The organism is Thauera sp. ZXT1-4, assembly GCF_052598215.2.
The window spans coordinates 51,851-73,286 of sequence record NZ_JBQWSN020000004.1; the positions used below are offsets into that span (position 1 = coordinate 51,851).

General features: G+C 68.0%; 18 protein-coding genes. 9 read left to right on the forward strand and 9 right to left on the reverse strand.

What is annotated here, in order from left to right; genetic code table 11:
• The first annotated feature begins 102 nt into the window (after window positions 1-102).
• Both ACUH78_RS04860 and ACUH78_RS04865 read left to right on the forward strand, forming a co-directional pair.
• Complete coding sequence (locus ACUH78_RS04860; RefSeq protein ID WP_445332853.1) at window positions 103-2,064, forward strand: ATP-binding protein; 1,962 nt, start codon at window positions 103-105, stop codon at window positions 2,062-2,064.
• 51 nt (window positions 2,065-2,115) lie between these two features.
• A complete protein-coding gene (locus ACUH78_RS04865) occupies window positions 2,116-4,335 on the forward strand; it encodes an EAL domain-containing response regulator (RefSeq protein WP_445332854.1) in 2,220 nt (739 codons plus the stop codon).
• An 87-nt stretch (window positions 4,336-4,422) separates the two neighbouring features.
• Here ACUH78_RS04865 and ACUH78_RS04870 read toward each other — a convergent pair whose 3' ends face one another.
• From ACUH78_RS04870 to ACUH78_RS04880, 3 genes are all read right to left on the reverse strand, one after another.
• Window positions 4,423-4,731, reverse strand: a complete 309-nt coding sequence (locus tag ACUH78_RS04870; RefSeq protein WP_445332855.1) for a c-type cytochrome — start codon at window positions 4,729-4,731, stop codon at window positions 4,423-4,425.
• Between the two features lie 130 nt (window positions 4,732-4,861).
• Window positions 4,862-5,707, reverse strand: a complete 846-nt coding sequence (gene queF, locus ACUH78_RS04875) for an NADPH-dependent 7-cyano-7-deazaguanine reductase QueF (protein ID WP_445332856.1) — start codon at window positions 5,705-5,707, stop codon at window positions 4,862-4,864.
• Complete coding sequence (locus tag ACUH78_RS04880) at window positions 5,704-7,236, reverse strand: cobyric acid synthase (protein ID WP_445332857.1); 1,533 nt, start codon at window positions 7,234-7,236, stop codon at window positions 5,704-5,706. The genes queF and ACUH78_RS04880 overlap by 4 nt, the downstream gene beginning before the upstream one ends.
• Before the next feature lie 81 nt (window positions 7,237-7,317).
• Between ACUH78_RS04880 and cbiB the strand changes: the two genes are divergently transcribed.
• The 4 genes from cbiB (at window position 7,318) to ACUH78_RS04900 (ending at window position 11,427) form a co-directional block, all read left to right on the forward strand.
• Window positions 7,318-8,292: an adenosylcobinamide-phosphate synthase CbiB gene (gene cbiB / locus ACUH78_RS04885; RefSeq protein WP_445332858.1), complete on the forward strand. Its 975-nt coding sequence runs from the start codon at window positions 7,318-7,320 to the stop codon at window positions 8,290-8,292.
• Window positions 8,285-9,274, forward strand: a complete 990-nt coding sequence (gene cobD / locus ACUH78_RS04890) for a threonine-phosphate decarboxylase CobD (protein WP_445332859.1) — start codon at window positions 8,285-8,287, stop codon at window positions 9,272-9,274. The genes cbiB and cobD overlap by 8 nt, the downstream gene beginning before the upstream one ends.
• Window positions 9,275-9,276: 2 nt before the next feature.
• A complete protein-coding gene (locus tag ACUH78_RS04895; protein ID WP_435750896.1) occupies window positions 9,277-10,206 on the forward strand; it encodes a cobalamin-binding protein in 930 nt (309 codons plus the stop codon).
• A gap of 174 nt (window positions 10,207-10,380) precedes the next feature.
• Entirely contained in the window at window positions 10,381-11,427 is a 1,047-nt protein-coding gene (locus tag ACUH78_RS04900) for an MBL fold metallo-hydrolase (RefSeq protein ID WP_445332860.1), read from the forward strand.
• Window positions 11,428-11,451: 24 nt separating this feature from the next.
• Here ACUH78_RS04900 and ACUH78_RS04905 read toward each other — a convergent pair whose 3' ends face one another.
• Window positions 11,452-12,600 (reverse strand): M48 family metallopeptidase, encoded by a 1,149-nt coding sequence (locus ACUH78_RS04905; RefSeq protein WP_445332861.1) that lies wholly within the window; start codon window positions 12,598-12,600, stop codon window positions 11,452-11,454.
• A gap of 272 nt (window positions 12,601-12,872) precedes the next feature.
• Here ACUH78_RS04905 and ACUH78_RS04910 point away from each other — a divergent pair, with 272 nt between their 5' ends.
• Together ACUH78_RS04910 and ACUH78_RS04915 are read left to right on the forward strand one after the other, a co-directional pair.
• A complete protein-coding gene (locus ACUH78_RS04910; RefSeq protein ID WP_445332862.1) occupies window positions 12,873-14,324 on the forward strand; it encodes a DEAD/DEAH box helicase in 1,452 nt (483 codons plus the stop codon).
• Between the two features lie 184 nt (window positions 14,325-14,508).
• Window positions 14,509-15,807, forward strand: a complete 1,299-nt coding sequence (locus tag ACUH78_RS04915; protein ID WP_445332863.1) for an acetyl-CoA hydrolase/transferase family protein — start codon at window positions 14,509-14,511, stop codon at window positions 15,805-15,807.
• Window positions 15,808-15,865: 58 nt separating this feature from the next.
• Here the strand turns inward: ACUH78_RS04915 and ACUH78_RS04920 are convergent, their stop codons facing one another.
• The 3 genes from ACUH78_RS04920 to ACUH78_RS04930 all read right to left on the reverse strand — a co-directional run bounded on the left by ACUH78_RS04920 (window position 15,866) and on the right by ACUH78_RS04930 (window position 18,117).
• Window positions 15,866-16,300, reverse strand: a complete 435-nt coding sequence (locus tag ACUH78_RS04920; RefSeq protein WP_418364561.1) for a CBS domain-containing protein — start codon at window positions 16,298-16,300, stop codon at window positions 15,866-15,868.
• A gap of 185 nt (window positions 16,301-16,485) precedes the next feature.
• A complete protein-coding gene (asd, locus tag ACUH78_RS04925; protein ID WP_418364560.1) occupies window positions 16,486-17,376 on the reverse strand; it encodes an archaetidylserine decarboxylase in 891 nt (296 codons plus the stop codon).
• A gap of 135 nt (window positions 17,377-17,511) precedes the next feature.
• The gene (locus ACUH78_RS04930; RefSeq protein ID WP_418364559.1) at window positions 17,512-18,117 is read right to left on the reverse strand and encodes a LysE/ArgO family amino acid transporter; all 606 of its coding nucleotides are present in this window, start codon (window positions 18,115-18,117) and stop codon (window positions 17,512-17,514) included.
• Between the two features lie 155 nt (window positions 18,118-18,272).
• On the opposite strand from ACUH78_RS04930, the gene ACUH78_RS04935 reads away from it, so the two are divergent.
• Window positions 18,273-19,172 carry a LysR family transcriptional regulator ArgP gene (locus ACUH78_RS04935; RefSeq protein ID WP_418364558.1) on the forward strand — a complete coding sequence of 300 codons (900 nt, stop codon included), beginning with the start codon at window positions 18,273-18,275 and terminating at the stop codon, window positions 19,170-19,172.
• A 33-nt stretch (window positions 19,173-19,205) separates the two neighbouring features.
• Here ACUH78_RS04935 and ACUH78_RS04940 read toward each other — a convergent pair whose 3' ends face one another.
• The gene (locus ACUH78_RS04940; RefSeq protein WP_435750944.1) at window positions 19,206-20,555 is read right to left on the reverse strand and encodes a cobyrinic acid a,c-diamide synthase CobB; all 1,350 of its coding nucleotides are present in this window, start codon (window positions 20,553-20,555) and stop codon (window positions 19,206-19,208) included.
• 32 nt (window positions 20,556-20,587) lie between these two features.
• A complete protein-coding gene (gene cobA, locus ACUH78_RS04945) occupies window positions 20,588-21,436 on the reverse strand; it encodes a uroporphyrinogen-III C-methyltransferase (protein WP_418364556.1) in 849 nt (282 codons plus the stop codon).

Consider the following 21,436-nt stretch of genomic DNA (forward strand, 5'->3'; position numbering starts at 1 on the left):
GGTGGCGGGCGCGGGCACTTCGTGTCGAGTGCCACTTTCGTCACGGAAATGCGCGTGGTCGGTCACTAGAATGCAACGGATATCCAACTGTCCGTGCACCCGATGCAGCTGACCCAATTCTCCGCCTTCGAACTGCAGCCGCTGCCGGATGGTGCATCGACCATCCTGCGCCTGCTGGCCGCGCAGGCGCCGAACTGGCCCGAGATTGCACTGGTCGCCGCGCGGGACCCGGCCTTGTGCCTTGCGCTGCTGCTCGCCGACCCACTGTGCGCGGGCGAGCTTCAGGAGGGGCTCAACAGCGCGCTGCGGAAGCGACTGGAGCGCACCGGGGCCGATCTGCTGCGCGCCTGGCTGCTGGGACTGGGGCACCTGGGCGAAGAAGCCGACGATACGCCTGACAATTCCCTGCTGCGCGCCGAATGCGCACTGCACCTGGCAATCGAAACCGGCTACCCGCGCACGGACGAGGCCTACCTCGCCGGATTGTGGCGCGGACTGACCGGGTCCGAGCGGTGGCGTACAGGCCAGCGCCCGAGCCTGCCCGCACTGATTCACGATTGCGGCCTGCCGCCCACACTCGCGGACGCTCTTGAAGTGCGGGGACTGCTCGACGAACAGATTGCCGCCGCACACCCCCTGATCGCCCTGATCGCCGCTGCCGAGCGCCTCGTCGCCCAGGACTGGCAGGATCAGGCCGCACAGGTTGCACGCCTGACCGGCCTGGAGTCCGCGAGCGTGATGAGCCTGCGCACCGACGTGGGCTACATCGTTTCGGGCCATGCAGCCTATCCGCCCGCACCTCCCACCGCAGGCCGCCCCAGCGCTGCGCAGGCGCGGCCACGTCTGATCGATGACCCGTACCGCAGCGCCGGCATGCTCGGCCTGCTCACCGCGGCCTTCGTAGACCTGGACGCTGCCACAGTCCGCGAGCGTCTGAACATCGCCTGCCCGCTTTTTGGCCTGCGTGTAGCCCCCGTGCTCCTTGGCTGTGACGACCGGGGCGTCCTGCACCCACTTCTGACACCCCCCGACGGCAGCCCCGAGGCCCTGATCGGCGAGCTCGGGCTGCGCCTGGACGACGCCGCGAGCTGCATCGCACTTTCCGCCCGCAGTGGGCAGCCGGCTGAATTCACCACGCAGACACAAAGCCCGGGGCGCAGCGTCATCGACTGGCAGATTGCCCGCTGGCTGGGCCACCCGGGCTTCCAGGTGCTTCCGCTCGGCTCGGAGGAAGACCCCTCGGTGGCCCTGGTGCCAACGCTTGGCCGGCAGGCGCTCGACAGCGAAATGCGCTGGCGCTACGTCGCGCTGCTCGGGGCCGCCGCACGCGCGCTGCGCAGCCACCACCGCCACGCACGCGAGATCACCGAGCGCGAGAACGCGCTGCAGGCGCGCTTCCGGGACCACATGCGCAAACTGGCTCATGAAGCGAGCAATCCGCTCACGGTGCTCAAGAGCCGGCTCGGCATGCTGGCGCAAGAGCGCTCTGCCGACACACCGCTGCAGGACGAGCTCAGCCTGCTCAATGCCGAGCTCGACCGGATCGACAACCTCCTGCGCAATTCCGCAGACCTTCCCGCCCAGAGCCCGGAGTCGCGCGCCTGCCGCGTCCCCGAGCTGCTTCTCGACATGCGCACGCTATACGGCGAGCCGCTGTTCAGCAGCCGGGACATCCAGCTCGAACTGCGCGCCGCGCGTGACGTGCCACCCGCAGCCATCCCGCCTTCGGCGCTCAAGCAGGTCCTGCTCAACCTGTTCCGCAACGCCTCCGAGGCGCTCCAGCCAGGACAGCGCCTGATCGTCTCGGTGTTGCCGCTGGTCAATGTCGACGGACGCAACTGCCTCGAGATCCGCTTCGTGGACAATGGACCGGGTCTTCCGCCCGAACGCGCCCGCGATCCGCTTTCGCCGCGTCCAAGCGAAAAGGGCGGGACGCACCGCGGCGTAGGGCTAAGCATCGTGCGCGAGATCCTCGCGAAATGGGGCGCGACGCTGCTCTGCCGCAGCCAGCCCGGGACCGGAACGAGCTTCCAGGTGATGATCCCGCTGGAAGAAGTCGGCTGAGTGTTGCATCATGGGGACTGACAATCCCGCCCTCTCCTGATTCCTGGAGCCATGACACCGCCGACAGATCAAGCCGTCCAGGCCCGTACGGTTGACGAAAAGGCCGCCACCAGCGAATCCACGCGCATTCTCATCGTCGACGACGACCCCTCGCTCAGGAAGACTTTTCCCCACGTCCTCGCTAGGCCCGGCCGGGTTTTCGACGAATGCGGCAGCATCTCTGAAGCGATCGCCTGCCTCGAGCGCAAGCACTACGCGCTGATCCTGCTCGACTATCGCCTGCCTGACGCGAACGGCCTCGCCCTGCTGGAGTGGCTTTCCGACCACCAGCGCGACGAAGCCGTGGTCGTCATCACCGGCGAAGATGCGATCGACGCGGCCATTGGCGCCCTGCGCGGCGGCGCAGACGACTTCGTACGCAAGCCCTATCACGTCGCCCAACTCCAGCGCGCCGTCGACAGCGCGTTGCACAAGGGTACGCTCGAGCGCACCAATAAACTGATGAGCCAGCGCCTGAAGGCCTCGGAGCGCCTGCACCGCTACCTCGTCGAGAGTTCGCCCGACATCATCTTCACGCTCGACGGCGCCGGCCGCTTCACCTACCTCAACCCGCGCGTCAAGGCGCTGCTCGGTTACGAGCGCAATGCGCTGCTGCGCCGTCCCTTCACCACACTGGTGATGCCCGAGGACATCGACCGCATCGACAGCCTGCTCAGCAAGCCCAGCGCCCTGCCGGGGGAGAGCTTCCATGTGGAGCTCCGGTTGCGCCGCCATCGAGCCAACACCGCCGGCGCAGAGGGCGACAACGTCACAGTCTCGCTGACCGCCATCCCGATGATCACGCAGGAAGGCGAGCGCCGCGTGGTCGGCCTGTACGGTGTCGCGCGCGACATCTCCGAGCGCAAGCGGGCCGAGGAGATCATCTCCTTTCAAGCCTATCACGACCAGCTCACCCACCTTCCCAACCGCGTGCTTTTCAAGGACAGGCTGGAGCTGTCGATCGCTCAAGCGCAGCGCCGCACGGGCGCGCTGGCGGTGATGTTCGTGGATGTTGACCGATTCAAGCTCGTGAATGACACCTTCGGCCATGCCGAAGGCGACGCGCTGCTGCGCGCAATCGCCAGCCGGCTGACCGCGGCGCTGCGCCGTGGAGACACCCTCGCCCGCCTGGGTGGGGACGAGTTCACCATCCTGCTGCCGGACATCGCCCACCCCGAGGATGCGGAGACCATCGCGCGCAAGGTCATCGCTGCGCTCGACGAACCGATCACCTTGAGCCGGGGCGAGTTTCGTGCCACGGTGAGTGTCGGAATCGCGCTCTTCCCGCGCGACGGCAACACTTCGGAAGATCTGACCCGGCACGCCGACATCGCGATGTATCAGGTCAAGCGCTCCGGCAAGAACGGCTACCGCTTCTTCGACCCCGAACTGAACACCCGCCACCGCGACCGCATCGCGCTGGAGAACGACCTGCGCAGCGCGCTCGCACGCAACGAGCTCGAACTGCACTACCAGCCCCAGGTCAGCTTCACCGCCCGCCGCATCGTCGGCCTCGAAGCCCTGCTGCGCTGGAATCACCCCGCGCTGGGCCCGGTCTCGCCCGCCACTTTCGTCCAGGTCGCGGAGGAAGTGGGCCTCATCGGCGAGATCAGCACATGGGTGCTCGAAACCAGCTGCGCCCAGCTCGCGCGCTGGCAGAGCGAAGGCATTGCCGCACCGCAGATCTCGGTCAACCTTTCCGCCCACGACTTCCATCGCCACGACATCGTCGATGCCGTCTCCGCCTGCATCGGCCGGCACGGCGTCGAGCCAGGGAACATCGAGGTGGAGATCACCGAAAGCCTGATGATGGATGACGCCGCCGGCGTGGCTGCCAAGGTGCGCGCCCTGCGCGCCGCCGGCATCAGCGTCGCGATCGACGACTTCGGCACCGGCTACTCGGCGCTGGCCTACCTGCAGAAGTTCCCGGTCAACACAATCAAGATCGACCGCAGCTTCGTGCGCGACCTCGAAGGCCCGATGACCAACCCGATCATCTCCGCCATCAGCGGCATCGCGCGCGGCTTCGAGCTCGACCTGATCGCCGAAGGCGTGGAGAACCGGGAACAGGCCGAAGCCCTGCACGCACTGGGCTGCGACATCATGCAGGGCTACCTCTTTGCGCGCGCGGCGCCCGCCGAGCAGGTCGGCGAATGGCTGACGCGTCCGGAAGCCCTGTTCACGTCGCTGGAAGACCCCATCCTCGGTGCCCCCTGCGCCGAGCCGGGCTGAGCGGAACGGCGCCCATAGAAAAGGGCCGGCAGGCCGACCCTTTTTCCATTCGCAGCCACCGCCACGCGGCAGTGGCCCACACGACGCTTACTTCAGCGACAGAACCCACTCGACCAGCGCGTTCGCATCGGCGTCATTCACCTGCGGGTTGGGAGGCATCGGAACCTTGCCCCAGACGCCCACACCACCCTTCTTGACCTTGTCGGCGAGCATGGCCGCGGCGTCGGCCTGGCCGGCGTACTTCGCGGCGACTTCCTTGTAGGACGGGCCGACCAGCTTCTTGTCCACTGCGTGACAGGCCATGCAGTTCTTGGACTTGGCCAGCGCCTCGGAAGCGAACGCGGGCGAAGCGGAGAGGAGACCTGCAGCAACTGCAGCAGCAACCAGAGCCTTCATGTTCATTACCTCGTGTTGTTGGTGATTACGGGCCGATGTTAACCCAGGCTCCTGCGGCGCGCCATGGATCCAGATCAAATGCAATACCTTGTTGCGTATTTCCAGTCACCATCGCGGACACGACAGACGCTCATTGCCGCACCTCCATCACCTCATCGGCAGCCAGCGCCACGTGCGTCGCGCGGAAAGGGTTGATGTCCAGCCCGCCGCGCCGGGTATAGCGCGCCCATACCGCGAGCCGCACAGGCTTGCAGCGCGCGAGCAGGTCGCAGAACACGCGCTCCACACACTGCTCGTGAAACTCGTTGTGCGAACGGAAGGACACGATGTAGCGCAACAGCCCCTCACGCTCGATAGCCGGCCCGCGGTAGCGCACCACCAGCATGCCCCAGTCGGGCTGACCAGTGACGAGGCAGTTCGACTTGAGCAGATGGGAGTACAGCGTCTCCTCCACCTCATGCCCGCCCGCGCGCAACAACTCGGGCGCAGGCAGGTAACGGTCAATGTCGATGTCGAGGGTGTCTAGACAGACCCCCTGCGGATACCCGAAGCGGCGCAAGGGCTGTTCGCTCAACGGACTCAGCCGCACACCCACCAGGGCCCCGGCCGCGGCCGAAAGGTCCTGCGCGATGAGTTGGCGCACCGCTTCCACGTCGGCAAAGCGCTGCTGGTTGAAGGCGTTCAGATAGAGCTTCAGCGACTTCGACTCGATCAGCCGCGGCGACGAGGCCGGCACACGGAACTCGCCGAGCGCGACCACCGGCTTGCCTCGTGAATCGAGCCAGGACAATTCGTACGCGTTCCACAGATCCTCGCCGACGAAGGGCAGCGCTTCGGCACTCAGGCCCAGTTCATCCCGCTTGAGCTGGCGCTCGATCGGGAACAACAACTCGGGGGCATACGTGTCGCGATAGGCGACCGCCTGGCCAAGCAGCGAGGTTTCGGCGCCGTGCCGGCGCGTGTTTTCAGTGTTCATGCTGGCCTCGATACTCGGGATAAAGATCCGTCGAACAGGGCATGGAGATCGACGCTCTGCTCGACCGCGTCGGCGAGCCGGTCGAGATCGGCCTCGCGGCGCGCGCCGAGGTCGACGAACTGCACCTTCTCCAGGCCCGCCCATTGCAGCAGGGCTGACAGCGCAGCCGGCGCCTCGAACAGCCCGTGCAGATAGGTGCCGAGCACCTGTCCGTCGGGCGAGAGCGCGCCGTCCGGGCGTTGTCCGCCCGCGTCCTGCAGCACCAGCGCCGGCCGCTCGAGCGCCGGCCCTGCGCTGACGCCCATATGGATCTCGTAGCCCACGACCGGAGCGGCGCCTCGCGCGACATCCGGCCCGAGGGCCGCCACACCCTCAAGCGCAGCCAGCTGTCCTGAGACATTGCGCAGCTGCTTCTCCGGTGCGAGCTCGGTGCGCATGTCGAGCAGACCCAGCCCGTCCACGCTGCCGGCACTGCCTTCGATCCCCAGCGGATCGGCGAGTTCGCCGCCGAGCATCTGGAAGCCGCCACAGATGCCGATCAGCCGCCCGCCGTACCGCAGATGCCGGCGGATCGCGGCCTCCCAGCCCTGCGCACGCAGCCAGGCGAGGTCGGCCTGCACGCTCTTGGAGCCCGGAAGCACAATCAGGTCCGCAGGCGGGATCGCCTGCCCCGGCCCCACCCAGCGGAAGTCCACCTGCGGATGCAGCCGCAGAGGGTCGAGGTCGGTGTGGTTGGAGATGCGCGGATACGCAGGCGCGATCACGCGCAGCGCATCCTCGCCTGCACGCACGTCGGTCGCGGCATCGGCGAGCGCGTCCTCCGCATCGAGGAACAGCCCATGCAGATAGGGCATCACGCCGAACACCTTGCGCCCGGTGCGAGCCTCGAGCCAGTCGAGTCCGGACTGCAGCAGGCCGATGTCACCGCGGAAGCGGTTGATGACGAAGCCCTTCACCCGCGCCTGCTCCGAGGGGGAAAGAAGTTCCAGCGTGCCCACCAGATGCGCGAACACACCGCCGCGATCGATGTCGGCGACCAGCACCACCGGCACGTCCGCGGCTTCGGCGAAGCCCATGTTGGCGATATCACGATCGCGAAGGTTGATTTCGGCCGGACTGCCGGCGCCCTCGACCAGTACCGCATCGTAGGCAGCGCACAGGCGCCCCCAACTCTGCATCACCGCGCCCATCGCGGTCGGCTTGTAGGCGTGATAGTCGCGTGCCGACAGGTTGGCGACGGCGCGGCCATGGAGGATGACCTGGGCGCCGATGTCGGTCGAAGGCTTGAGCAGGACCGGGTTGAAGTCGGTATGCGGCGCCACGCCGGCCGCCAGGGCCTGCAGCGCCTGGGCACGGCCGATCTCGCCACCGTCGACGGTGACGGCGGAGTTGAGCGCCATGTTCTGCGGCTTGAACGGCGCCACCCGCAGCCCGCGCCGGCGCAGGCAACGGGCCAGCCCGGCGACCAGCGTGCTCTTGCCGGCGTCCGAGGTGGTGCCCTGTACCATCAGCGTGATCGGGGAGGACATCGCGTAGAATCCGCTTCCTTGCAAAAGGGCCGGATTATCGCCGATTCGCGTCCTTTCTCGTACCTGCCGGATCGCTACCCGATGGAACTCTCCCTCCCCCTCGTCCTCGCCCTCAAGATGGCTGCCGGCCTGCTTGCCGATCGCGCCTTCGGCGAGGTGCGGCGCCTGCACCCGCTGATCGGCTTCGGGCACTGGGCAAGCCGGGCCGAGCGAGCGTGCCGCAGGCTTGCCTACGGTGCCAACGAGACGGGCACCCGCCTTGCGGGGCTGCTCGCCTGGTCGCTCGCGGTGCTGCCCTGGCTGGCGCTCGCGCTGTGGCTGCGCAGCCTGCACCCGCAGGCGCACTGGGCCGTGGATGTAGCCCTGCTCTACTTTGCGCTCGGCGGGCGCAGCCTGGCCGAACATGCACGCGCAGTCGCCACCCCGCTCGCAAACGGTGACCTGCAGGCAGCACGGACGCGCGTGGGCTGGATCGTGAGCCGCGACACGCAGGCCCTGGACGCGCAGGGCGTCGCCAAGGCCGCCACCGAGTCCGTGCTCGAAAACGGCAACGACGCGGTCTTCGGCGCGCTGTTCTGGTTTGTGCTTGCGGGCGGCGCGGGCGCGCTGCTGTTCCGCCTGGCGAACACGCTGGACGCGATGTGGGGCTACCGCACGCCGCGCTTCCTGCACTTCGGCTGGGCTGCGGCCAAGTTGGACGATGCGCTCAACCTCGCTCCGGCCCGGCTGACCGCCCTTACCTACGCCGTGCTCGGCCACACGCGCGAGGCGCTGGCCTGCTGGCGCACGCAGGCGCCGCAATGGGACAGCCCCAACGCCGGCCCGGTGATGGCGGCCGGCGCGGGCGCGCTGGGCGTGCGCCTGGGCGGTACGGCGACCTACCACGGACATGAGGAGCACCGCCCGGTGCTCGGCACCGGGCGCGAGGCCGGCCCGGCCAGCATCCTCGGCGCGGTGTCGCTGGTCCGGCGCGGGGCCTGGCTGTGGCTCGCCGTGCTGTGCATCGCCGGCCTGTCGCTGGGCCTGCTATCGGCCGCGGGCGCCGCCCATGCTTGAGCACGGAGGACGCCTGCGCCACGCCGCAGCCCGGTATGGCATCCCGCTCGCCGACTGGCTCGACCTGTCCACCGGCATCCACCCGGTCGGCTACCCGGTGCCGGCGATTCCCGCCTCGGCCTGGCAGCGCCTGCCCGAAGACGACGACGGCCTGGAGGCGGCGGCGGCGGCCTACTACGGCAGCACTGCGCTGCTTCCGGTGGCAGGCTCCCAGCCGGCAATCCAGGCACTGCCCGCCGTGCTGGGCGGCGAGCGCGTGAGTCTGCTCGCCCCTGGCTACGCCGAACATGCCCATGCCTGGCGCACGCGAACACCACGCGCGGTGGACGCCACCGCGCTCGACGCCGCCGTTGAACGCAGCGACATCGTCGTGCTGGTGCAGCCCAACAACCCCACCGGCGAGCATTTCCCGCGCGAGCGCCTGCTCGACTGGCATGCACACCTCGCCCGGCGCGGCGGCTGGCTGGTGGTGGACGAGGCCTTCATCGACACCACGCCGGAGCGCAGCCTGGCACCGCTGGCGGGACAGCCGGGGCTGGTCGTGCTGCGCTCGCTGGGCAAGTTCTTCGGCCTTGCGGGCGCTCGCGTAGGCTTCGTGTTCGCGCCCACCGAAATCCGCGACGCACTGGCCGAACAGCTCGGCCCGTGGACGCTCTCGGGCCCGGCACGCTGGGTGGCCCGCCATGCGCTGGCCGACACCGCCTGGCAGGCCAGCGCACGCACGGCCCTGGGCGCGGCAGGCCAGCGCCTGCACCGCCTGCTCACCGAACACGGTCTACGCCCGCAAGGTCCGGCCCTGTTCCAGCGGGTCTGCACCCCGCACGCCGCAGCACTGCATGCCGCCTTCGCCCGCCGCGGCATCCTGCTGCGCCAGTTCGACGATCCGCCCGCGCTACGTTTCGGCCTGCCCGCAGACGAGTCCGGATGGCAGCGCCTGCAGGCCGCGCTCGAAGCCTGTCTCCCGCACCCCATGGATGAATGACCATGCACGACACCCGCTCCGCCCTCACTGTCCTCGCGCTCGCTTCCACATTGCTTTGCGGCACACTGCTGCCGGCATCCACGCATGCGGGGATTGTGCTGACCGACGATGCCGGGCGCGAGATCACCCTGCCCGCACCGGCGCAACGGATCGTGAGTCTGGCACCGCACGTTACCGAGGTGTTGTTTGCCGCCGGCGCCGGTGACAAGGTGGTCGGCGTGGTCGCATACAGCGACTACCCGGAGGCGGCAAAATCCCTGCCTCAGGTTGGTGGCTACACCCAGATCGACCTCGAGGCGATCGCTGCCCTGCGCCCGGACCTCATCATCGGCTGGCAAAGCGGCAACCGCGAAGGTCACCTCGCCAGGCTGGAGGCGCTCGGCGTTCCGGTATACCTGAACGAACCACGCAGCCTGAAGGACGTCGCCCGCAGCCTGGAGCAGTTCGGCCGCCTGGCCGGCACCGAGGCGGCAGCCGAAGCTTCCGCAAGTGCGTTCCGCGCCCGCCACGCCGAGCTCTCGGCGCACTACACCCGCCGCCCGAAGGTACGCACCTTCTACCAGATCTGGGACCGCCCGCTGATGACGGTGAACGACGAGCACCTGATCGCCGACGTGATCCGCCTGTGCGGCGGCGAGAACGTGTTCGGCAGCCTGTCGCAGCTCGCACCCACGATCAGCGTGGAAGCGGTCCTCGCCGCCAATCCGGAAGTGATCGTTGCCAGCGGGATGGGTGAGGCGCGACCGGAGTGGCTCAGCCAATGGTCACGCTGGCCACAGCTCGAAGCCGCCACGCGCGACAACCTTTTCTTCATCCGCCCGGACCACATCCAGCGACACACCCCGCGCATCCTCGACGGCGCAAGCCGCCTGTGCGATCAGCTCGAGCAGGCCCGCGCGCGCAGGCCGGCCGGCAGCGCGCGAGGGAACTGAGCGCTCGAGGTCCGGGCCGCACACGCGCCCGCCCGATCCTTGCTGCGGGCGCACGCCCCCGCTCTCCGCACTTCTCCACGCTCCTCCGCGCAAGCAGAATCACACCCCCGGCAGCGTGCGCGCATCGGTTTTCGTTAATATTCTCCTCACACCCCACAAGAGGAGGAGACGACCATGCGCACCCCAGACGCCCCACGCCCCGGCGTTCCACTGTCCCGGCGCCAGATGATCAAGCTCGGCCTCGGCGCCGCCGCCCTCGCCGGCATCGGCACCCAGTGGGCGCCGATCACCGCCTTCGCGAAGGAGTTGAACGACTTCATTCGCGGCCCGGCGGTTCCCGACATCCAGCCGACACAGCTTTCCGAGCATGTGTGGATGATCTGGGCGAAGGACGGCTTTCCCACGCCCGAGAACCAGGGGATGATGAGCAACGTCACCTTCGTCGTAACGCACGAGGGGGTGGTGATGATCGACCCGGGGGGCTCGGTACAGATCGGCGAGATGGCCCTGCGCATGATCCGCACCGTGACCGACAAGCCAGTCGTGGCGATCTTCAACACCCACTACCACGGCGACCACTGGCTGGCCAACCACGCCTTCGTAGACGCTTTCGGCGCAGATCTGCCGATCTACGCTCACCCGCGGAGCCGGCGCGAGATCGAGGGCGTGCAGGGCAGCATGTGGCAGAGCATGCTGGAAAGATGGACCAACCAGGCCACCGCCGGCACGCGTATCGTCGCACCCAACCGCGACACCGTTCATGGCGACCACTTCCGCTTCGGCGACGTCACGCTGCGCGTCCATCATTACGGCGTCGCGCACACGCCCGGCGACATCTGCGTGCAGGTGGTGGAGGACGCACTCACCCATGTGGGCGACGTCGCCATGGACCGGCGCATCGCCAACATGGACGACGGCTCCTACGTCGGCACCTTCCATTTCTATGACGAGCTGGAGCGCAATGCCCCCTCGCGCATCTGGGTACCCGGCCACGGGCACGCGAGCGGGGAGGTGCTGGCGTGGAACCGCGAATTATTCGAGGGCATCTACGAGAACTGCCTGCACGCGGTGGAGGAAATGGCCGGCATGGAGGAAGCCAGGGAGCGCGTGCTGCAGGATCCGCGCGTCGCGGGCAAGGCAGCCGAGACCGCGGGCTTCGAGGGCAACATCGGCAAGTACGTCAGCCTCGCCTACCTCGAGGCCGAACGCGCAGCCTTCTGAGCCGCCTCACAAGCGGAGGAACGTTCAGTCGCGCGGCTCGTCCGCCCCGCCACGACCCGCCACCATGGGGTGGCGCTTGCAGCGCACCAGTTCGTCCCAGGCCCGGTCGAACACGCGGGCCAGGCCAGGAAGGGCTCCGCCGAGGTATTGGTCGGCGGCCGTGCCCGGTCTGGTCGCCGGCCCCTGACCAGCAAACCGGAGCGCCCGCAGGCGGCGACGCAAGCTGGGATGGAACGGGTCGGGGCGGCATTCGCCGTCACCCACGGCCTGCGCACACGCCAGCGCCACGCATGGATATGCCGTGGCAAATCCGCACCCCATCTCACGATACGGACGCAGCGCGGACGAGCACCCTGCCACCCGCAAGGCTTGGTGCCGAGGCCAGTAGTCATGATGCAGGAAGTGGGCCTTTCGGCTCAACTCCACCAGCGTCTGCCCCACCAACTCGGCGCCGACCAGGCGTGCCGCGACACTGTCGGCCTCGAGCTCCTCCACACGCGCGAGCCGGAGCATGTGCCGGCAATAACCATCGATACGGGACTCCAGCCAGCGCAGCCTCGCCGGCAGATTCAGCGCGAGCGCATCGAGGATGCGCATCCACCATGCCCTCAGGAAGGCCCCCCAGCCGCACCAGCCCAGACGCTGCGCGGCAATGTGGCCCAGTTCATGCGCAAGCACGGCACCAAACTGCATCGGTGACAGACCATGGACGAGTGGAAGCCCGATCTGCAGTTCGGTTCGCAACCTGCCACCGAGCCCAAGGCTCGGTCTCTGCACCACCGCAGCGTTGATGTCTTCGGTGATGCGCAGATGGTGAAGCGGAGGAATGCCAGCGCGTTCGGAGAGCTCATCGACCAGGCGAAAGAGCTCCTCGGCCGACTGGCGCGTAAGCGGTACGCCCTCGGCGCGGGGTGCGAGCCGCAGCATCGCCCCCAACCCCCATGAGGCCAACCAGGCGAGCACCAGCCCCACGGCGACCCAGGCCAGCGTCCGCAGCGGAAGTCCATGGTCGATCGCCTGCAGCGCAGCGCCTGCGCTTGCCGCCGCGAGCCATGCCGCAAGACCCACCGCGCCGAGCAGCAACGCAATCCCGGACAGCGAAACCAGGGCGAGACGGATGGCCATCCGCTCGCGCAGGCGAAGGACGCTCGGACGGGGCAGGAATGCGCTCATGGCGGCTGCCGGACACGTTGAAGGAGGTCGAATTGTAACCAAAGCGCAATATTCATGCGCATGGTATCGAACCCTTGCGAAAGAGCGCCGAAAGGCCTCGCATATCGCCGCCCAAGCGCTTATAGTGGCGCCTCGCTGCAGTGCACCAGTCGATGCAGCGTTTCCTGAAACGATCCATGCGGCCCGCGCCTTCCGCGTGCAGCCAGCCGGATCTCTTCCCGCAGCCCGGATTGGTGCCGCTCGAACGCGGCGGGCTCGCGCCGGACCATCGAATGAATCCCGAAGTGACTTTCGCCAGCCTCGCGCTGGCCGAACCCATCCTGCGCGCCATCGGCGAGGCGGGCTACACCCACCCGACGCCCATCCAGGCACAGGCCATTCCCGAGGTGCTGTCCGGCCGCGACCTGCTCGCTGCGGCGCAGACAGGCACCGGCAAGACCGCCGGCTTCACGCTGCCGCTGCTGCACATGCTGGCCGCCACCCACACCCACCCGCATCCGCCCGGTCGCCCGCGCTGCCTGATCCTTACCCCCACACGCGAGCTCGCCGCCCAGGTGGAAGAGTCGGTCAAGACCTACGGCAAGCACCTGCCACTGACCTCGCTGGTCATGTTCGGTGGCGTCAACATCAACCCGCAGATCACGGCACTGAAGAAGCGTGTCGACATCCTCGTCGCCACCCCGGGGCGCCTGCTCGACCATGTCGGCCAGCGCACGCTCGACCTCTCGGGCGTCGAGTTTCTGGTGCTGGACGAAGCCGACCGCATGCTCGACATGGGCTTCATCCGCGACATTCGCAAGGTGCTCGCGCTGCTGCCGAAGAAGCGCCAGAACCTGCTGTTCTCGGCCACGTTCTCCGACGAGATCCGCCAACTCACCCAAGGCCTGCTGCACGACCCCGCCACCGTCGAGGTGGCGCCGCGTAACACGACGGCAGAGCGCGTCGACCAGGCGGTCTACATGGTCGGCCAGAAGCAGAAGCGCGAGCTGCTCGCGCATCTGATCAAGGAAAAGCAGTGGTTCCAGGCGCTGGTATTCACCCGCACCAAACACGGCGCCAACAAGCTCGCCGAGTACCTCACCAAGCACGGCATCGAGTCCGCGGCCATCCACGGCAACAAGAGTCAGGCTGCTCGCACCCGCGCGCTCGCGCAGTTCAAGGACGGCTCGCTGCCGGTGCTGGTCGCCACCGACATCGCCGCGCGCGGCCTGGACATCGACCAGTTGCCACAGGTGGTCAACTTCGAGCTTCCCAACGTGCCCGAGGACTACGTGCACCGCATCGGCCGCACGGGCCGCGCTGGCGCCGCAGGGCATGCAATCTCGCTGGTCGACCGGGAAGAGGCCAACCTGCTCACCGCGATCGAGCGCCTGATCAAGCGCCGCATCGACCGCGCCGTGGCCGAGGACTTCGTGCCCAGCGCCGGCGGCGAGGCCGCGCATGACGCCGACCACGCCCGCCCCCCCATGCCGCGCCGCGGTGGAGGTCGCCCCGGCCAAGGCAGAAGTGGAGGCAAAGCGCAGGGCAACGGCAGCAGCCGTGGAAGCACGCCTGCGGGCCGCAGTGCTGTTGCGGCGAAGCCGGATGCCCGTCCGCAACAACAACGGTCCCGCAACGACGCCGATGGCAATCGCAACGCGGCAAACCCGCCGCGCCGCGCCGACACCCGGTCCGCTCAACGCCCTGCGCTGTTCGCCGCAAAGCCGGGCAACGGCAACCGCTGAACCTGCCCGAACGCACTCTGCGCCCAAGCGCTCGCGCTTTCCGAACCGCCGCACCGAAAACTTCGGTCGGCGGTTTTTTGTTGCTGGTCGGCCCACGGGGGCACACCCTACCTCCATACGCACCGGTATGGGCAGGACGTATAATCCATGACCACAGCACAACAACAGATACCGGAGCACGATCATGACCGAAGCGCAGGCCCTCTACGACAACAAGCGCATGACGCCCACCGACGCTGCGAACCTGATCCGCAACGGTGACACCATCGTCGTGCCCACCGGCGTGGGCGAGCCGCCCGCACTGCTGCACGCCCTTTCGGAGCGCCGCCACGAACTGCGCGACGTCGCGGTGAGCCAGATCCTGCCGCTGCGCAGGTTCGCCTACTTCGACCCGGACACGCGCGCGAACGTGCGTCACGACGCCTACTTCTTCGGCGGCGCATCCCGCCCGGGCGGCCAGGCGGGCTGGATAGACTACGTGCCGGCCTATTTCTCCGAGCTGCCAATGTTGCTCGACCGCGGCCTGCTGCCGGCCGAGGTGGTCGTGTCGATGGCCTCGCCGATGGACGAGCACGGCTATTTCAGCCTGTCGCTCGCGCCCGACTACACCATGGCGGCAGTCCGCCGCGCACGCGTAGTGCTGCTCGAGGTGAATCCGAACGTACCCTTCGCCAACGGTGACTGCCTGGTGCACGTCTCCCAGGTCGCGGGCATCGTGGAGAGCGAGGACGCGCTGTTCGAAGTCGGCCTGCCCGAGATCGGCTCGGTGCAGGAAGCGATCGGCAAATACGTCGCTGACCTGATCGACGACGGTGCCACGCTGCAGATCGGCTACGGCGGCATTCCGGACGCGGTGGTGATGCAGCTCAAGCACAAGCACGACCTCGGCATCCACACCGAGATGCTCGGCGACGGCATCCTGTCGCTGATCGAAGCCGGCGCGGTCACCAACCGCAGGAAGACCTTCATGCCGGGCAGGACGGTGGCCACCTTCGCGCTCGGCTCGCACCGCCTGTACCGCACCATGCACCGCAACCCTGGCATCGAGATGCATCCGGTGGATTTCACCAACGACCCCTACGTCGCCGCGCGCAACGACAATCTGTGCGCGATCAACGCCACCATGCAGATCGACCTGATCGGCCAGTGTGGCTCGGAGAGCCTGGGCCACCTGCCCTACTCCGGCACTGGCGGCCAGGTGGATTTCGTGCGCGCAGCCAACCGCTCGAAGGGCGGCAAGGCCTTCATCGTGCTGCCGTCCACCGCGAAAGGCGGCACCGTGTCACGCATCGCGCCGGTGCTGTCGCCTGGCACGCACGTCACCACGAGCAAGAACGACATCAACTACGTGGTGACCGAGTACGGCGTGGCGCAATTGCGCGGCAAGACCGCGAAACAGCGCGCCGAAGCGCTGATCGGCATCGCGCATCCGGACTTCCGCGGCGAACTCCGGGAAGCTGCGCGAAAGATGAGTCTGCTGTAAGCCCTCGAGCGGGGAGCACGAATCGAGCACCCCGCCCTGTGGGCGCGGGATTGCCTGCTCAGAGAATGATCGTGATCTCCTCGCGGCGCACCAGCTCGGCGCCGAAGGTCAGCGCGTCGAGCTGCAGCGCGTCGCGTGCGGTCACGATGCCGAGCGGGTGGCGGCTGGCGTCGATGATCGGCACATGGCGCACACCGTTCTCGTACATCAGGTGCAGCGCATGACCGAAAGGCTTGTCCTCGGTCAGCGTCACAGGGTTGTGCGTCATGACTTCGCCCACCGGCGTGATGTCGGCATCGATGCCGGCCGCCAGCACACGAAAGGCGGCGTCACGCTCGGTAAAGATGCCGGTGAGCACCCCATGCTCGGTGACCACGGCCGCGCTGCGCTGCAGCGCATCCATCTGGCGCACCACCTCGCGCACCGGGGTTTCGGCGGGCACGCTGACGAAGGGACGATCGGAAAGAATCTGATGGATCGGACGGCTTGGCATGATCTGTCTCCTGATGCTTGTCGTTGGACTGCACGGAACCCCAAGCTTCAATCGTGCCAGCTTCGAGCCGCCGCACCTGGCTCTCCAGTCGGAAGCCAAGCGGCTGTTCTAGCGCATCTTTATCTCAGCATCGTGACAGCGGGGCACGCGCGCTGCGGCGTGCGCCCACCGCATCACCGTCCCCATCAGGGTGCATCGCCCCTCTCGCCTGCACCATCCCCGGGCATCGCGGCTTTCGCGCGCGCCATCGGCTCGCCCATGCGCACTGACGCACCCGGCGCCCAGTCGGCACCGAAACGCAGCACGTCCTTCGGGAACAGCATCACCACCGTCGAACCCAGCAGGAAGCGGCCCATCTCGGCCCCCATCTCCAGCACCACCGCGCCTTCTGCATAGCTGCGCTTTTCGATCGTCGGCTGGCGCGGCGGATTGACCACCCCATGCCAGACAGTCGCCATGCTGCCGACCACCGTTGCGCCCACCAGCACCATCACGAAGGGACCGAACGCACCCTCGAACACGCACACCACGCGCTCATTGCGTGCGAACAACCCCGGCACGCCGCGTGCGGTCGCCGGATTCACCGAAAACAGCTCGCCCGGCACGTAGATCATCTGCGTGAGCCGGCCGGCGCAGGGCATGTGGATGCGATGGTAGTCGCGCGGAGACAGGTAGATCGTGGCGAAGTCGCCGTTCTCGAAGCGCTCGGCCAGCGCGCGGTCACCGCCGACCAGGGCGGTGGTGGAATAGAAGTGGCCCTTGGCCTGGAAGAGCTGGTCGAACTCGATCGGCCCGAACTGGCTGATCGCGCCGTCCACCGGGCAGACGAAATCCGCATCCGCCAGCGGCCGCACACCCTCGCGCAGCGGCCGGGTGAAGAACGCGTTGAAACTCGGGTAGCTGGCCGGATCCGGATTGGCCGCCTCGGCCATGTTCACGCCGTAGCGCTTCACGAACCAGCGGACCACCGCAGTCGTCGCCGCGCCCCCCTCGAGACCGGCGAACTTGCCGGCAAGCTGGGTGAGCAGGCGTTTGGGCAGCGCATATTGAAGCGCAACGGTGAGACGTTCGGACACGGCAGGATCCTGAATGATGTGCGGGCGATTCACGCGTGGGACGCGATTATACCGGCCACGTTCCTGCACACCGGCAATGAAACACCCTGTCGCGATTGGCCTGGTGATCGCAGCGGCGCCGACGATGCCGCATCCTCACGCCAGCAACAAGGAGGCCGCAATGCCCCACAGCATCAGCGCGACCAACGCATCCAGCACGCGCCAGGCCACCGGCTTGGCGAACAGGGGGGCAAGCAGGCGGGCGCCGTAGCCAAGCAGAACGAACCAGACGATGGACGCCGTGATCGCACCGGCTGCGAAGAGCGGGCGCAGATCCTCGGCCTGCTGGCTGCCGATCGAACCGAGCAGCACCACGGTGTCGAGGTACGCATGCGGGTTGAGCAGGCTGAAGCCGGCAGCTGCGAGCAGGGCCTGCCCGCGCGACATGCGCTTGTGCTCGGCGAAGTCCATCACCCGCCCGCCGCGCAGCGCCGAGACCAGCGAGCGGCCGCCATACCACAGCAGGAAGGCCGCACCGCCATAGCGTGCCACCGCCATCAAGTCGGGGTTGGCGACGAAAAGTCCGCCCAGGCCGGCGATGCCCACGCCGATCAGCAGCATGTCGCACAGGGCCGACACGCTCACCGTCAGCAGCACGTGCTCGCCCCGCAGCCCCTGGCGCAGCACATGGGCGTTCTGCGCGCCGATCGCCATGATCAGGCCGAGAGTGAGGATGAAACCGTTGAGGTAGACGTTGCTCATGAGGCATTCCGTTGTTGTTTTCAGCGCGGCGACAGACACCCGCACAGGCGCAGGCTTGTGCACGAATGTCGCAGGAACGATCGCTGAAACGATAGGCGCAACTCAGCGCTTCATTAAGTAGAATCGATTAATTTCACTTTCAAGCAAAATTCCTAATGATCGACCACCGCCTGCTTGCCTTCGAGGCCGTGCTGCAGGAAGGCAGCTTCGAGCGCGCCGCGCGGCGCCTGGCACTCACCCAGTCCGCGGTGTCGCAGCGGGTGAAACTGCTCGAGGCCGAGTTCGGCCAGGTGCTGCTGGTGCGCAGCAAGCCGGTGCGGCCAACACCTGCGGGACGCCGCCTGCTGCCCTATCTCGCGCAGTTGCGACTGATGGAGGCCGAAGCACGCAGGGCGCTCGCGCCGCGCCAGACCCACGGCCCCCTGCGCCTGGCGGTGGGCGTCAATGCCGATTCGCTGGCAACCTGGTTCATCAGCGCCGTCGCCGAGGTGGTCAAGGACGAGGGCATCGTGCTCGAATGCGTGGTGGATGATCAGGACCACACCCACGCGCTGCTCGCCGACGGCGAGGTGCTGGGCTGCGTCTCCACCCGCGCCGACCCAATGCGCGGCTGCGCCGCCCAGCGGCTGGGCACCATGCCCTACCTGTGCGCGGGCGCGCCCGGGTTCCGCGCACGCTGGTTCCCGCGCGGCCTGACGCGGACGGCACTGTCGAAGGCGCCCGCGATCGTGTTTGGTCGTCATGACGACATGCACGAAGCCTTCCTGCAGCGCCACTTCGGCCTGGACGCCGGACAATATCCGCACCACGTCGTACCCTCCTCCGAGGGTTTCATGGCCTTCGCAGTCGCGGGGCTCGGCTACGGCTTCATCCCCGAGATCCAGGCGCGCGGGCATCTGGCACGCGGCGAACTCGTGGACCTGGCGCCAGAGCGCGAGGACGTGGTGCTTTACTGGCACCACTGGCAGGTGCAGTCGCCGGTGATGGCGAGCCTCGCGAACGCGATCGCCGACGCCGCCGGCACGGCCTTGCGGCCTCCCCCCGCCAACGGCTAGACGCCGCCGGCAACCGCATCGGCGCGTGCGCGATCAGCCGCCGAACAGGCCCGCCGCCACCAACGGATTCGAGGGAAACCAGAAATGCACGTACGAGGCGGTGATCGAGCCGCAACGATAGATCGCCTCGCCCTCCCCACCCTCAGGTCGTTGCGCATGGAGCCAGGGCGCCAGTGGGGTCTCCGTTTTCGAGTAGTGGAAGGTGTGGCCGGTGATCCGGCCCTGCGGCAGATCGACCTGCTGCATGCCCAGCGCGGCAAGCCGCTTCTGCATCACCGCGCGGCCGGGCAGCAGGCCGCCAAAGCCATGCGCAGCGCCGGCCTTGTCGACGACGGTCTCGAGCAGGCTCATCAACCCGCCGCACTCCGCAAGCACCGGCCTGCCGGCAGCAACGTGTGCGCGCAGACTCGCCCAGAAGCGCGTATTCGCGGCCAGCCTCTCGCCGTGGAGTTCCGGGTAACCGCCTGGCAGCCACACCGCATCGCAGCGCGCCGGCAGCGTCTCGCCGGCCAGCGGCGAAAAGAAGGCGAGTTCCGCGCCCAGCGCAAGCAGCGTGTCCACGTTGGCCGGGTAGATGAAGCCATAGGCCGCATCGCGCGCAATTGCGATGTGCTTGCCGCCGAGCAGGGGCGGAACTGCCGGCGCGGAGACCGCAGGAAACTCAACCGCCGGCGGCAGTTCGGCGGCGCCCGTGGCCTGAAGGTGGTCGGCCAGGAGGTCGAGCCGCTCGCCCAGGTCGGTGATCTCGTCGGCCTGCAGCAGGCCGAGATGACGCTCCGGCAGCGCCGCGTCCGCGTCGCGCATCACAGCACCGAACCAGCGCATGCCCTCGGGCAGCGAAGCACGCAGCATTTCGGCATGGCGCGCGCTGCCAACATGGTTGGCAAGCACACCGGCAAAGGGCAGACCGGGCAGGTAGTGCGCCAGTCCGTAGGCCACGGCGCCGAAGGTCTGCGCCATCGCACGCGCATCGATCACCGCCATCACCGGGATGCCGAAACGGCGCGCGATGTCTGCACCCGAGGGGGTGCCGTCGTAGAGGCCCATCACGCCTTCGACCAGGATCAGGTCGCACTCGCGCGCAGCGGCGTGCAGCCGCCAGGCGATATCGGTTTCGCCGCACATGCCGAGATCAACGTTGTGTACCGGTGCGCCGCTTGCCACCGCGTGAATCTGCGGATCGAGGAAATCCGGCCCGCACTTGAACACCCGCACCCGCCTGCCCAAGCGGGCGTGCAGGCGGGCGAGCGCGGCGGTGACGGTGGTCTTGCCCTGGCCGGAGGCGGGTGCAGCGACAAAGAGCGCCGGGCACTGGACGGCCCCAGCCCCGCCACGAGCATGGGAACCGTCCGGCGCGCGATCTCCCCGCGCGGCGGGGCTCATCGCCTCATCACGGCTGGGCGCGCCCACGGCACTCAAGCCTCGCCCTTCCCATGCACCACCGCGCAACCAGCGTGCGGTAACGGCGAGGCCTTGGGCTGGTCTTCCGGTTCGAACCACGCGAGCTTGGGGTAGAGCCCGACGACGCTGCCGACCACTGTCAGCGAGGGCGGGCGCACCCCCTCTTCCAGCACGCGCTGCGGCAGGGTGGCGAGGTCGGCCACCACCACGCGCTGGGCGTGGGTGGTACCGCGCTCGATCACGCCCGCGGGCGTGCTCGGCGACAAGCCGTGCGCAATGAACTGCGCACAGATGTCGGCCAGGCGCGAGATACCCATGTAGATCACCACGGTCTGTTGCGGGCGCGCGAGCATCGGCCAGTCCAGATCGAGCTTGCCCTCCTTGAGGAAGCCAGTGGCGAACACCACCGACTGCGCATGCTCGCGATGCGTCAGCGGAATGCCCGCATAGGCGGCGACACCTGCCGCCGCAGTGACACCGGGAATCACTTCGACATGGATGCCGGCATCCACCAGCAGCTCCATCTCCTCGCCCCCACGACCAAAGATGAAAGGGTCGCCGCCCTTCAGGCGCACCACCCGCTTACCTTGCTTCGCCAGCTTGAGCAGCAGCAGATTGATCTCGTCCTGCGGCAGCGAATGGTCGGCGGCTTTCTTGCCGACATAGATGCGCTCGGCTTCGATCGGCGCAAGGTCGAGAATGGCCGGACTGACGAGGTTGTCGTAGACGATCGCATCCGCGCCCGCGACCAGGCGCGCGCCACGCAAGGTGAACAGCTCCGGGTCCCCCGGACCTGCGCCCACCAGGTAGACACAGCCCGGCAGGGGGCCGGGACGATGAACCGCGAGATCGGGAACTGCCAT

Bases quoted from the DNA above. Each gene is read 5' to 3' on its own strand.
- ACUH78_RS04860 (WP_445332853.1), top strand. From the start codon at position 103: ATGCAGCTGACCCAATTCTCCGCCTTCGAACTGCAGCCGCTGCCGGAT.
- ACUH78_RS04865 (WP_445332854.1), top strand. From the start codon at position 2,116: ATGACACCGCCGACAGATCAAGCCGTCCAGGCCCGTACGGTTGACGAA.
- ACUH78_RS04870 (WP_445332855.1), bottom strand. From the start codon at position 4,731: ATGAAGGCTCTGGTTGCTGCTGCAGTTGCTGCAGGTCTCCTCTCCGCT.
- queF (WP_445332856.1), bottom strand. From the start codon at position 5,707: ATGAACACTGAAAACACGCGCCGGCACGGCGCCGAAACCTCGCTGCTT.
- ACUH78_RS04880 (WP_445332857.1), bottom strand. From the start codon at position 7,236: ATGTCCTCCCCGATCACGCTGATGGTACAGGGCACCACCTCGGACGCC.
- cbiB (WP_445332858.1), top strand. From the start codon at position 7,318: ATGGAACTCTCCCTCCCCCTCGTCCTCGCCCTCAAGATGGCTGCCGGC.
- cobD (WP_445332859.1), top strand. From the start codon at position 8,285: ATGCTTGAGCACGGAGGACGCCTGCGCCACGCCGCAGCCCGGTATGGC.
- ACUH78_RS04895 (WP_435750896.1), top strand. From the start codon at position 9,277: ATGCACGACACCCGCTCCGCCCTCACTGTCCTCGCGCTCGCTTCCACA.
- ACUH78_RS04900 (WP_445332860.1), top strand. From the start codon at position 10,381: ATGCGCACCCCAGACGCCCCACGCCCCGGCGTTCCACTGTCCCGGCGC.
- ACUH78_RS04905 (WP_445332861.1), bottom strand. From the start codon at position 12,600: ATGAGCGCATTCCTGCCCCGTCCGAGCGTCCTTCGCCTGCGCGAGCGG.
- ACUH78_RS04910 (WP_445332862.1), top strand. From the start codon at position 12,873: ATGAATCCCGAAGTGACTTTCGCCAGCCTCGCGCTGGCCGAACCCATC.
- ACUH78_RS04915 (WP_445332863.1), top strand. From the start codon at position 14,509: ATGACCGAAGCGCAGGCCCTCTACGACAACAAGCGCATGACGCCCACC.
- ACUH78_RS04920 (WP_418364561.1), bottom strand. From the start codon at position 16,300: ATGCCAAGCCGTCCGATCCATCAGATTCTTTCCGATCGTCCCTTCGTC.
- ACUH78_RS04930 (WP_418364559.1), bottom strand. From the start codon at position 18,117: ATGAGCAACGTCTACCTCAACGGTTTCATCCTCACTCTCGGCCTGATC.
- ACUH78_RS04935 (WP_418364558.1), top strand. From the start codon at position 18,273: ATGATCGACCACCGCCTGCTTGCCTTCGAGGCCGTGCTGCAGGAAGGC.
- ACUH78_RS04940 (WP_435750944.1), bottom strand. From the start codon at position 20,555: ATGAGCCCCGCCGCGCGGGGAGATCGCGCGCCGGACGGTTCCCATGCT.
- cobA (WP_418364556.1), bottom strand. From the start codon at position 21,436: ATGGCAGTTCCCGATCTCGCGGTTCATCGTCCCGGCCCCCTGCCGGGC.